Source organism: Pararhizobium sp., from assembly GCF_965279435.1.
GTDB lineage: Bacteria > Pseudomonadota > Alphaproteobacteria > Rhizobiales > Rhizobiaceae > Pararhizobium.
The window spans coordinates 23461-35370 of record NZ_CBDIHY010000001.1 but is presented as its reverse complement, the minus strand read 5'-3'; the positions used below and the strand labels follow the sequence as shown (position 1 = coordinate 35370).

Here is an 11910-nt window from a genome sequence, read left to right as displayed (position 1 = left end):
TCAACTTGTCGATCCGGAATGCAAGAGTGCAGGTTTCCACCGCAACCAGCAGCACAACAGATCCCGGCCGTGAAGCAGCCAGCCGTGATGCGAGGGAAAACCCCGAGACGCCACCTGCGCAGCCGAGCCCGAAAACCGGAACGCGCTCGATATCGGCGCGAAATCCCAACCGTTTGCTTACCCGCGCCTCAAGGCTCGGTGTTGCAATGTCGGTGGAGGTCACGGTAACGACTGTATCGACGTCGCCAGCCGACAAACCGGCTGCCTGTAGCGCTTTCTCGGCGGCAGAGACGAACAGGGCACCCGCGCCCTCAATAAAGGCATCGTTCCTGTCCGGCCAGCCAGGTGTGCTAAAATACCAGTCAAGCGGGCGAACCCCGTAGCGCCGCCTGATGCCGGAACTCTCAAACACCTTTGCGAGACGATCGAAATCAGCGTACCGGGATGAAAAGGCTTTGTGGGAGGCTAGTGCAGCTCACGTTGGTCGATCACATGCGGCGGGACTGCGGTCCCGATGGAGACTAGCTTAACGGATTCCGGCATGAAAATTCCTGCTCGGGCGCTTTTGGGCTTGGGTCGGCCGCGCCACAGCGGGTCCACCATAGGAACGTGCGGACACCGTAAAGGTTTCATACCCACGAATTGACTTCGCAGGATCTCGACCCTTGATTTTCACCATGTTCGTTAAACACGCATATGCCGTTGCTCAAGCAAGGCCCAAACCTTGAATCGAACCATCGCCTCCTCAACGCGTTGATGTAAAATACATCGATACCTCCGGCCGGATTGGCTTTCATGACGCGCTTGTTGGTTTTCACGCGGAACTGAGCCGGTTTTTCCACCGAGAAGTGAGCCACCTCTAAGTATGGTTTTTTGATCAGGCTCTGGTCAAGTGACTGGCTTTTTCTCCTCTCTTTTGCGCTGCTGCGGCCGAGCTGGCTTTGAAGCGGAAGCTGTCGTTCCCGGTTTCAAGGATATGGCAACGATGGGTCAAACGGTCGAGCAGAGCTGTGGTCATCTTGGCATCGCCAAAGACGGTGGCCCATTCGCTGAAGCTGAGGTTGGTGGTGATGATGACGCTGGTGCGTTCATATAGCTTGCTCAGCAGGTGGAAGAGCAGTGCTCCGCCTGAGGCACTGAACGGAAGATATCCGAGTTCGTCGAGGATCAGCAGATCGAGGCGAACCAGCGTCTCAGCGATCTGGCCTGCTCTGCCTTTGGCCTTCTCCTGCTCGAGCGCATTGACCAATTCAATTGTTGAGAAGAAGCGGACCTTTCGGCGATGATGCTCGATTGCCTGGACACCGAGGGCGGTCGCGACATGCGTTTTGCCTGTACCCGGTCCGCCGACAAGCACGATATTCTGCGCTCCGTCGATGAACTCGCATCGGTTTAGTTGGCGCACCGTCGCTTCGTTGATCTCGCTGGCGGCGAAGTCGTATCCGGAGATGTCCTTGTAGGCCGGGAAGCGAGCAGCCTTCATATGATAGGCGATGGAGCGGACCTCGCGTTCGGCCATTTCGGCTTTCAGCAATTGGGACAGGATCGGCACGGCGGCATCAAACGCTGGAGCGCCTTGCTCGATCAGGTCCGTGACGGCTTGAGACATGCCATACATCTTCAGGCTACGCAGCATGATGACGACGGCGGCGCTGGCAGGATCATGACGCATGACGACCTCCTACGATCCGGACCCGCAGACCGTCATAGCGTTCTACATTGGCCTTGGGTTCACGCAGCAAGGTTAGCGCCTGTGGCGTGTCGATATCGGGACCGTCTGTCGTCTTGCCGTCGATCAACCGATGCAGCAGGTTCAGCACATGCGTCTTGGTCGCCACGCCTTGATCCAGAGCCAGTTCCACAGCCCTGACGACAACCTGTTCGTCGTGATGAAGAACCAGAGCGAGGATGTCGGCCATCTCCCGATCACCACCGGGGCGGCGAAGCATCTGATCCTGCAGTTGTCGAAAGCCCGGCGGCAATTCCAGGAAGGGTGCGCCATTGCGCAAAGCACCGGGCTTGCGCTGGATGACGGCAAGGTAATGCCGCCAGTCATAAATCGTCCGTGGTGGTTTGTCGTGGCTGCGTTCTATGATCCGCGGATGTTCGCAGAGGATATTGCCCTCGGCCGCAACGACCAGTCGCTCGGGATAAATCCTCAGGCTGACGGGCCGGTTCGCAAAAGACGCAGGCACGCTGTAACGATTGCGCTCGAAGGTGATCAGGCATGTCGGCGAGACGCGCTTGCTCTGCTCGACGAAGCCGTCAAATGCGTTAGGCAATGCCATCAATGCTGCCCGCTCATCAGCCCAGACATCTGCAATCGTACCGGACAAGGTGCCATGCGCCGTCTCTCGCCACAGGTCCTGGCAATGCTGTTCCAGCCAGATATTCAACGCCGCCAGATCTGGAAAGTCCGGCATCTGTTGCCACAAACGTGGTCGGGCATCCTGAACGTTCTTCTCGACCTGCCCCTTCTCCCAGCCTGCGGCAGGATTGCAGAACTCGGGCGCAAAAACGTAGTGGTTCGTCATCGCCTGGAAGCGGACGTTGACCTGTCGCTCCTTGCCGCGGCCAACACGATCGACCGCGGTCTTCATGTTGTCGTAGATGCCGCGACCAGGTACGCCGCCAAACACACGGAACCCGTGCCAGTGAGCATCGAACAGCATCTCGTGCGTCTGCAGCAGGTAGGCTCTGACCAGAAACGCCCGACTGTGCGATAGCTTGATGTGTGCGACCTGAAGCTTGGTGCGCTCGCCGCCGATCACGGCATAATCTTCACTCCAATCGAATTGGAATGCTTCGCCTGCACGGAAAGACAGCGGAACGAATATGCCGCGGCCAGTCGTCTGCTGCTCAACCCGCCACTCACGGGCAAAGGCGGCGACCCGACCATAGGAGCCGGTAAAGCCGAGAACCACCAGATCGGCATGAAGCTGCTTCAGCGTTCGGCGCTGCTTGCGCGACCTCCCGGCCTCGGTCTTCAGCCAGGCCGCCAGTTTGTCGGCAAAAGGATCAAGCTTGCTCGGTCGCTCCGGTACCGTGAACGTCGGCTCGATCGTGCCAGCGTTCAAATACTTCGCAATCGTATTGCGCGACAAACCGGTATGCCGACTGATCTCGCGGATCGACTGCTTCTCGCGCAGCTTCATCCGACGGATGATGTTTAAAAGTCCCATGTGGATCACTCCGTTGCCCCCGTCGCTCACCGCGTTGGGGGGAAGGTCACATGGCTCAATTCTCAATGGAAATTATGTGTCTAACCGGCTCAGTTCTGAGTGGAAACCAACATCGAGATGCAGTTCGTCTATCCGCCGCATGAGCGATGATCTCGGCGGGAAAACGGTGACGCTTATAGCGGGGCGTCGTAACATCGGTCGGCGGGCTCGAGCTCATGCCGGTAAACACCGCCCTACATGTTAAGGCGACGCTACCCATTCAGCATCTGGTCGGTATGAAGGACAGTAAGGTCATCGTTGCCATCGACAAGGACGAGGAAGCCCCGATTTTCCAGGTTGCACTACGGCCTGGTCGGTGGCCTCTTCACCATCCTGCCCGAGCTTGAAAAAGCGCCGTAAGGATCCATCTGATAATCGAAAGTAAAATGGCAGCTTGGAAAGACGCTTCCGTTTTGCTCTCTAAAATCTCTCTTGACGGCCTGATACAGCGGGCCAACGGTTCGATCCCCATCAAGGCGAAAGAGGTTCGTTCGGTACTGTGCCCGATGCCAAATTGCGGCTAGCGATTAAGGCCGGCTTCGCGCCTTAATCATATCGGCCATAGAGGCGATCTTGCGTTCGCCCGAAAGCAGACATTGCGGCGACCACCTAAAGTTCATAGTTTTGCCACAACCGGCCATTCCCGCAGGTCTGTGCGCGTCACGCCCGCCTCGCCCTAACGCTCAGCCAACGATCATGCGGCCTTCCGACGCACCGACGTACCTCGGTGACGATCCAGCCGGCGTCTGTAAGTGCGGACCGAAGTGCAGACTCGCGCCAGTACGTCTCGACGTAACGCCGCGGCACTGCAGCACTGCCGTGTGTGGACGCATCCTCGCCGTCGCCCTCTCTAACCGAGGCGTGCAGTCGGCCGCCGGTCAAGGTGGCCTCGGCAAGCCGTTCAAGCACCGTGCGGAAATCATCGCGTGCAACGTGAATCAAGCAGGCACAGGCCCAGATACCGTCGTACGGTGTCCCAGGGCGCTGCGGGTCGGACAAGTCTTCGGTCAACGGGTCCAACAGGTCGGCCTCGAAGCCACACTTGCGAAGCAGTTCGACGAAACTCTTCGAAATGTCGGTGCGCCGGACGCTAATCCCCCGCTTCTCGAGCTCAAGTGCGTCTCGCCCGCCCCCCGCTTCCGATCTCCAGCACCCTGCCCGAGCCAGCCAGCTCGGTCACGAACGCATCGATCTCTGTCGCGACCCATTCGGGCATTGCCGCGGCCTCGGCAGCGTACTCCGCCGCGACCGCATCATAAGACTGCACGGTATCCCGGTCAGTGCTCATGTTAGCGCTCCTCCTTTAAGATAAGAGGCTCGATGTGCGAGAGGCTCATCGGCCCGTTGCGCCTTTCAAACTTCGCCAGTGGATGACACCGCGGGCGATTTTCTTCCTAGCTTTAGCAGAAATGCGATCAGAGACACTACCGACCGATTGCCAATGCCGCCGGGCGGCAATGCGCCTTCAAGCTCGACCTTTGCAGGCTCTCCGGCGAGTTCCGATAGCTGACCAGTGCCGCAGACTGGCGCAGTGAGCAGTATCCTTGGCCTCCTTCTGAAGTCGACTTGAGGGTCGCGCGGTCTCTGTTAGGGCTTCACGAACCGATATGCGAAGCGATCCGTCTTGCCCTTTATCGAGGCGTCGAAGACTTTGATCGCGTGTCGATCGTTCCTGTTCGCGAGTAGGGTGCTTTCTGCATCCAGCAAGAGGTCGGCAGCCTCCACCTCCTCGCGCACGGAGGCAGGGTCGATGCGATGCAATGACTGGGCATCACCTGGGCCGGCTCCGGCGGCGGCGGCGTGATCGATGACGACGTAGAACCCACCAGGCTTCAGCCGCTCGTAGACAGCTCGATTGAAGTCGGCCGCCGACGCGCCCTTAGCCTGCATCAGCGCGGTGTGGAGATCGTGGTAGAACAGGTGCAGCCACAGTACATCCGCTGGCTGCGTGACCTGCGGCATTGCCACGAGGTCCGCTGAGACGGCTTCGATGTTTTCCCGGCCTGGCTCTTGCGCGAGCGTTCGCATGAGGCCAACCGGATCGTTCTTGAAGTGCGCGACTTCGGCCGGCACGAAGCTGGTGACTCGACCTTCGGGTCCAACGATGTCGGAGAACAGGCGCGTCCAGGAGCCGTCGCCTGGATAAACGTCGATGACGGTGGCACCCGCATCAATGCGCGCGAACCGGATCAACTCGGATAGTTTGGATTGGTCGTACATCGGAATCTCCTTTATGATCGGGTATTCGACGAGCACGGCACGCGATACGGCGGTCCGTGGCTCATTCATCTTCGGCGAAAGCCGGTGGTGCAGAACGCCTGCGTTATACGGGCCCGGACGCGTCTCTCTGCGCGGCGCGTGCCAACGCTAGCGTGTCGATGTGTTCCTGGATGCGGGTCAGTCTTCCGTCCCGGACCGTGATGGCAAAGATCCAGTCGTCCTCGAACGGCTTGTTCGTGGCTTTGATCTTCCCGCTTGCGAAGCCGACGGCAAGAACCCGGTCTCCTTGTGCGACAAACTCCCGGGGTTCCGTGGAGGTTTCCATCGACCTGGATGCCGTATCCGGCAAATCTGCCAGTCCCGTGTGCCCCCGGTAGGTGCCGGCCAGCGGCCATTCCTCGCCCGGGATGATCCACTCGATGTCCTCAGTGGCCAGCGCCGACAGAGCCTGTCTGTCGCCGCGGCCTATCGCGGTGAAGAAGTCCTTCACGGTCTGGATGTTTTTTCAACACTCATGGGAGTATCCCCATTTCGCTGTGATCGGTTCGCGCTCGATCCGATCGGTACATCGTGGTTCTTTCGGTGGGGCCGTGGTTTTATCCGTCGAACTTGACCAGATCCTTGAAGATAAGGTGACCCCAGCTCTTTCCGCGCGCCTGGACCAGCAGGCCGCCTCCCGACAGCTCTCCAAGCTTGATCGGCGCGTAGCCGAGATTTTCCGCAAGTTCGCCAACTATGTCTGCTGCAGCGTCATCGTCGCTCGCCAGAAAGACGACTCTCCTGCCGCTCTGCAGGGCAGGATCTTGGGCCAGAACGGCTGCGCCCAAGTGGTTGAAACCCTTGACCAGTGCTGAGCCAGAGAAAGCTTGCGCGACGGCCCTGGAAGACGGTTGTCCTGCGAGTTGCTCAGGAGGCACGCCGTAGGCATTGGTCACATCGATGATGGTTTTTCCTTGCCATGTCGGCAGCGCCTTCGCGACATCTGGATGTGCCTCGAAACGGACGGCCAAGAAGATAACGTCCGCCTTGACGGCTTCCGCCAGTGTTTTCGCAACGACCTTGGGCCCGATCGCCGCCGCGTCGGATGCGAAACTTTCCGGGTCACGCGTGGTTGCCACGGACACTTCGATGCCCTTGCGGGAAAACGCTTGGGCCAGAGCTCGGCCGATATTGCCGAAGCCGATGATTGCGTAACTCATAATGCTTCTCCTATCCTGTGTTGATGCTGGGTCAGACCTGCGCCCAGCCGCCATCGACGGCGAGATCTATGCCGGTGATGTACGAGCTCTCATCGGAGGCGAGGAAGGTGAGGGCAGCCGCGATGGCTCTGTTGCAAAAATCCCGTTTATGTCCGAAAGAGGGCCGAAGATTTTCGGCGAGACTATTGATGAGCGATTTCAAGTGGCGTCATTTTCAGGGTGAAGTGATTTTGTGGGCGGTGTGATGGTATTGCCGCTATGGGGTCAGCTACCGCGACCTTGAGCAAATGATGGGCGAACGGGGTGTGCCAGTCGATCATTCCACGATTTATCGTTGGGTTCAGAGATATGCTCCGGAGATTGAAAAGCGGTTGCGATGGCACTGGCGCCGGCCGCAGTCAACGAGTTGGCGCGTTGATGAAACCTATGTGAAAGTTCGCGGACAATGGACGTATCTTTACCGGGCCGTCGACAAATTTGGCAACACGATCGATTTTTATCTGTCCCCGACCCGCAATGCCAAAGCGGCCAAACGCTTTCTCGGGAAGGCCTTGAATGGCCTGAAGGACTGGGAAAAGCCAACTGTCATCAACACCGACAAGGCCCCGACTTATGGCATTGCCATTGCGCAATTGAAGGCCGAAAGCAAATGTCCCGTAGAACTCGTGCACCGACAGGTCAAATATCTGAACAACGTAGTTGAGGCCGATCACGGCAAGCTGAAGCAACTGATCAAACCGGTGAGAGGGTTCAAGACGCTGAAAACGGCCTATGCGACGATCAAAGGTTTCGAGGTCATGCGCGCTTTGCGCAAAGGACAGGCCGCGATTTTCAACCTAACGGGCGACATCCGTGGAGAAGCACGCATTGTTGAACGTGCTTTCGGCATCGGACCAAGCGCGCTGACGGAAGCGGTAGCACTGCTCGCTCAGAGCCTCGAAAACCGCGAGGCTGCCAGGTAATCGACGTACCAACCAACGGCCATTATGATCAAAATGGAAATTTGCAACAGAGCCGCGTCCTTCTGCTGTGCGGCTTGCGCGTTGATCAATCAAAAATAAACATGAGCGTCACAGACAGGTTTATTTCTTCGTGTTATAGCCACCCAGCTTGCGTGATTTAAACTTGGCTAACATGAACGGGACGATGCGGATAAAAGGTGGTGGCAAGGACCGATGGAATGCGGGCATGACATGCGCTGCACATGCATATGGGCTGGGCTCGTGATCGACTTGGAAGCACGTCACGAGGTCTATATTGCCAACCGGACGGCGTTGGTCGCCTATGCCACGCGCATCCTCGGATCCCGGGAAGTGGCGGAGGACATCGTCCAGGATGCTTTCCTGCGGTTTGCGCCAGCCAACACGAATACCGGATCATCGGCGCAATCCCTTGCGTATCTCTACAAGATCGTTCGCAATCTTTCCTTCGACTTTCTGAAGCGGCAGAAAATCGAAATGCGCGAAAAGCAGAGCGAGCCACCATTCTGGTCGATACCAAACGCGCTGCCGACACCGGAAGACTTCGTCGTTGTGGCGGATGAAGTAAAGCAAATATCCCGCGCACTGGATGATCTGCCCGTCGATGTGCGTATCGCACTCGAGATGCATCGGTTCGGGGGATATAATCTGGAAGAGATCGCAGTGCATCTGGGCATCTCGGTTGCGACCGCCCATCGCCATGTGCGCACGGCCATGATGCGGGTGGCGACCATGATGGTCGCGAGTGCATCGTAAAATACTTCAACGCGGATGAAAATAAATCGAGCGCTGTTCGTCTTTGTACGAGAGAGGATGATTCGGCTAGAAATGCCCGAAGTGACATGAGCCGAGCGCTGCAGGTAAAATTTTGACTGAGAACAACACGATACCGCCCGCGATACTGGAAGAGGCCATGGATTGGTTTCTCGACCTGAAGGCACGTCCAGACTGTCGGCAAACGGAGCAGGACTTTCAGGCCTGGTTATCCCGTTCGCCACTGCATGAAACCGCCTGGGATCAGGCTTTGAAAGCCTGGATGCTGTTGGGCGAAGTGCCGCCGGTCTACGAGCATGTCTGGCGGCCAACTTCTTCGGTTGCGTCCCTACCTCAACGCCGCCGCTGGAGACAATGGACGGTTGGGGCAGGTCTGGCACTCGCCGCCAGCGCGCTCATCTTGCTTGCGGGACCGTCGCTTCTAATCCGATGGCAGGCGGATCACATTACCCGAACAGCTGAAAGCCGCACCTTAAAGCTGGAGGATGGAACTGTCATCGAGATGGGTGGAGACAGTGCAATTGCCACCGAGATCACGGCGTCTGTCCGCCGGGTTACGCTTCTCTCCGGGGAAGCATTTTTCGATGTCGCGCACGACACCTTGCGCCCCTTCACGGTCGATGCCGGGGGAGTTGCGATTGCGGTCCTCGGAACAGCCTTCGATGTGCAATTGGCGGACAACGAAACGACGGTCGAGCTTGCGCGCGGGACCGTCGCCATCTCCTACGCCGGACCTGAGCACAAGGAAAATTTCGAACTCTCGCCGGGGGAAATGGCCGCAATTGATCGTCGAACGGGAGCCGTGGAGCGCAGCGTGATTGCGCCGGAGGATATCGCCGCCTGGAGAAGTGGCCGGATGTTCGTCAACGATATCACCGTCGGCGCGGCCGTCGAGCGCTTGCAGCGCTATCATCAGGCTTGGATCAGTGTTCCTGATCCGGCCCTCGCCGCCCGCAGGGTGACAGGTCTCTATGATCTCAAGAACCCCGATAGCGCCCTGGAGGCATTGGTGAAACCGTTTGGAGGCAAGGTTCGCGAGGTGACGTCGTACGGGCGCGTCCTGAGCCGATTTTAAGCTGACAGAAATAATCAGGAAAAAATTCGGATTTGATGAAAAAAAATCCGGAGCCGGTCGTCTTTGGTTGGAAGCGCATGCTGGGGCACTGCGCGGGAAACCTGGACGGGGGTAAAATGAGTTCGCCGAAATGCCGCACTGGAAATAGACGTCTTGAAGCAAACCGCAGCCGGACGATCGGATTGCGCCTGCTCGCCACAACGGCAATCGTCGGACTGTCGTCCCTTGCCTTCGGGTCGATGCATTCAGCTTTGGCACAGGAAAAAACCTCGCGAACCGGCAATAGCCACACCTTCGATATTCCCGCCCAGTCACTGGCCAGTGCACTCAACGCGTTTGGCCGGCAGTCCGGCCTTCAGGTAACGCTGGCTGCGGCGACGTCGCGTGGTGTTCGCTCAAACCCTGTCAGCGGCAACCTCGCTCCGCAGCAGGCGCTGGCACAATTGCTATCGGGCACGGGCATCTCCTATCAGATTTCCGGCGGCACGGCGGTGATCGGATCGTCCACTGCGGCTGGGGACAGCGGCGCAGTTACCGTTGCGGGTGCGACAGCGCTTGAGCCTATCTCCGTCTTTGGCGGGAGCAGCGGTAATCTTGGCGCCGGTGAAATTCAGATTTCGGCCGAAGAGCTCGAACAGAAGAATCCGGCCAATATCGCCGATGTGTTTTCCGGCGAACCGGGTATTTCGGTCGGCAGCTCGCTGCCGATGTCACAGAAGGTTTACGTGCACGGTATCGAGGAAACCAATCTTGCGGTCACGATCGACGGAAGCCGCCAGAACAACAAGGTCTTTCATCACGCCGGCACCAACATGATCGATCCCAGCCTGCTGAAAGCCGTCGGTGTCGACGCCGGCGTTGCGCCTGCCGATGCCGGTCCGGGAGCCCTTGGCGGCGCCATCGCCTATGAGACCAAAGATGCCCGCGATCTTCTCGACGGCGATGGTTTCGGTGGCTTCATCACCTCAAGCTACAATTTCAACAGCGATACCGTGACGACCGGCCTTTCCGCCTATGGCCTTCACGAGGGCCTGGAGTTTCTCGGCGCCTTCAACTTCGGCAATGGCAATGATTTCAAGGCGGGCAACGGCAGCAACGTCGAGGGAACCAGCACCGACATCCTGAGTGGTCTTGGAAAACTCGGCTACGAGTTCGACAGCGGCGACCGGATCGAAATCAGCCATGAGCGTGTCCACGATGATGCCCCGCGGCCATATCGCGCCAATGCCGGATTTGTCGATCCCGGACGGCCATGGAAAGAGCCAACGGTCCGCGACTATATCCTGGACCGCCAAAACACTGTTTTCACATATACGGACAGCACGCCGGAAGGCTGGTGGGATCCGAAGCTTGTTCTCGCCTACAGCAAGACCGAACTGGAAACGACGGTGTTCCTCGACCCACGCTTCAGCATTGCGCCCTATGACGCAATAGGGACGACGGAAAGCTTCAACGGCAAATTCGAGAACAAATTCTCCTTCGATATCGGCAATGTTGTCGCCGGCGTCGATTTCTATAACGACAAGGCGGAACTTGAGGACCAGTTCGATCCAGGAACGGAGAAAGCCCGCAATGTGGGCCTCTACGCGCAGGCCCGGATCGAGCCGTGGGACCGCACGCGGCTTTCGTTCGGTGGACGAGGCGATACGCAGAAGTTCACCGGAACCACTGGCGAAGACTGGAACAACTCCGGTCTCAGCGGTAATATCTCCGGTGAATACGATCTGATCGAAGATTTCCTCATTGCCAAGGCCGGCTATTCGCATGTCTGGGCCGGTATTCCGCTTGCTGAGAACTTCGTTGTGAACCCCAACTGGAATTACGGCGACGGACCCAAGCCGGCTACGGCCGACAACTATAATATCGGGCTGGAAGCAAACTATAACGACTTCACGATCGAAGGCAGCGTTTTCCAAACCGACATCACCGATGCCCGTACGCCCCGCTACAAGAACCCATTGGCCATCGATGCCCATGACGTTCGCTCCAGAGGATTTGAAATCGGCGGCGGCTACAGCTGGGGCGACGGGTCTTTCAACGTGAAATACGCCAATATCGACGTTGAAATCGATGGCAAGCCGGCCGATTCCGATCTCGGCACATACCTTGCTGCACCAGCTGGGCAGATCATCACCTTGCAGGCTGTTCACACCTTCACGGACTGGGGCGTCACGCTCGGCGCCGACGCGGAAATCGCGCTCGACTATGATGACGTGGCGCAAGGCAGCAAGCCCTACGAGGGCTATCAGGTCTTCAACGCTTTCGTTGAGTACAAGCCGCCGACCCGGCCGCACCTGACTTTCAGGGCGGATATCAAGAATATCTTCGACGAGACATATTCGGACCGCGCGACCTACGGCCAGGAATTCGCCAACGTGACACCGCTCTACGAGCAGGGCCGGGCTTTTATTCTGACCGCGAAGGCGACGTTCTGATCGGTT

Annotated in this window: 8 protein-coding genes and 5 pseudogenes; 5 read left to right on the top strand and 8 right to left on the bottom strand. The window is 58.2% G+C overall.

All coding sequences use genetic code 11. The features are described from left to right. Window position 1 precedes the first annotated feature (1 nt). The 3 genes and pseudogenes from ACQY8Q_RS00180 to istA form a co-directional block, all read right to left on the bottom strand. Window positions 2–412 (bottom strand): annotated as a pseudogene (locus tag ACQY8Q_RS00180) (type III polyketide synthase); the annotation flags it as partial. Between the two features lie 465 nt (window positions 413–877). Continuing rightward, window positions 878–1672, bottom strand: coding sequence for an IS21-like element helper ATPase IstB (gene istB / locus ACQY8Q_RS00175; protein ID WP_428423465.1), 795 nt, complete (start codon window positions 1670–1672; stop codon window positions 878–880). After that, the gene (gene istA, locus ACQY8Q_RS00170; protein ID WP_428423463.1) at window positions 1662–3182 is read right to left on the bottom strand and encodes an IS21 family transposase; all 1521 of its coding nucleotides are present in this window, start codon (window positions 3180–3182) and stop codon (window positions 1662–1664) included. Before istA ends, istB begins: the two co-directional genes overlap by 11 nt. 257 nt (window positions 3183–3439) lie before the next feature. Between istA and ACQY8Q_RS00165 the strand changes: the two are divergent. Further along, a pseudogene (locus ACQY8Q_RS00165) lies at window positions 3440–3581 on the top strand (electron transfer flavoprotein subunit alpha/FixB family protein); the annotation flags it as partial. A 300-nt stretch (window positions 3582–3881) separates the two neighbouring features. Here ACQY8Q_RS00165 and ACQY8Q_RS00160 read toward each other — a convergent pair. The 5 genes and pseudogenes from ACQY8Q_RS00160 to ACQY8Q_RS00140 form a co-directional block, all read right to left on the bottom strand. Further along, window positions 3882–4509, bottom strand: a pseudogene (locus tag ACQY8Q_RS00160) (class I SAM-dependent methyltransferase). A gap of 299 nt (window positions 4510–4808) precedes the next feature. Continuing rightward, the gene (locus ACQY8Q_RS00155; RefSeq protein WP_428423461.1) at window positions 4809–5441 is read right to left on the bottom strand and encodes a class I SAM-dependent methyltransferase; all 633 of its coding nucleotides are present in this window, start codon (window positions 5439–5441) and stop codon (window positions 4809–4811) included. 103 nt (window positions 5442–5544) lie between these two features. Continuing rightward, window positions 5545–5931 (bottom strand): nuclear transport factor 2 family protein, encoded by a 387-nt coding sequence (locus ACQY8Q_RS00150; protein ID WP_428423459.1) that lies wholly within the window; start codon window positions 5929–5931, stop codon window positions 5545–5547. 106 nt (window positions 5932–6037) lie between these two features. Further along, window positions 6038–6640 carry an NADPH-dependent F420 reductase gene (locus tag ACQY8Q_RS00145; protein ID WP_428423457.1) on the bottom strand — a complete coding sequence of 201 codons (603 nt, stop codon included), beginning with the start codon at window positions 6638–6640 and terminating at the stop codon, window positions 6038–6040. 31 nt (window positions 6641–6671) lie between these two features. Further along, window positions 6672–6803, bottom strand: a pseudogene (locus ACQY8Q_RS00140) (SDR family oxidoreductase); the annotation flags it as partial. Window positions 6804–6828: 25 nt separating this feature from the next. On the opposite strand from ACQY8Q_RS00140, the pseudogene ACQY8Q_RS00135 reads away from it, so the two are divergent. From ACQY8Q_RS00135 to ACQY8Q_RS00120, 4 genes and pseudogenes are all read left to right on the top strand, one after another. Beyond that, window positions 6829–7602 (top strand): annotated as a pseudogene (locus ACQY8Q_RS00135) (IS6 family transposase). A gap of 261 nt (window positions 7603–7863) precedes the next feature. After that, the gene (locus tag ACQY8Q_RS00130) at window positions 7864–8376 is read left to right on the top strand and encodes a sigma-70 family RNA polymerase sigma factor (RefSeq protein WP_428423455.1); all 513 of its coding nucleotides are present in this window, start codon (window positions 7864–7866) and stop codon (window positions 8374–8376) included. 157 nt (window positions 8377–8533) lie between these two features. Continuing rightward, window positions 8534–9469, top strand: coding sequence for a FecR family protein (locus tag ACQY8Q_RS00125; RefSeq protein ID WP_428423453.1), 936 nt, complete (start codon window positions 8534–8536; stop codon window positions 9467–9469). 116 nt (window positions 9470–9585) lie between these two features. Next, window positions 9586–11904 (top strand): TonB-dependent receptor domain-containing protein, encoded by a 2319-nt coding sequence (locus tag ACQY8Q_RS00120; RefSeq protein WP_428423451.1) that lies wholly within the window; start codon window positions 9586–9588, stop codon window positions 11902–11904. Window positions 11905–11910: the final 6 nt, after the last annotated feature.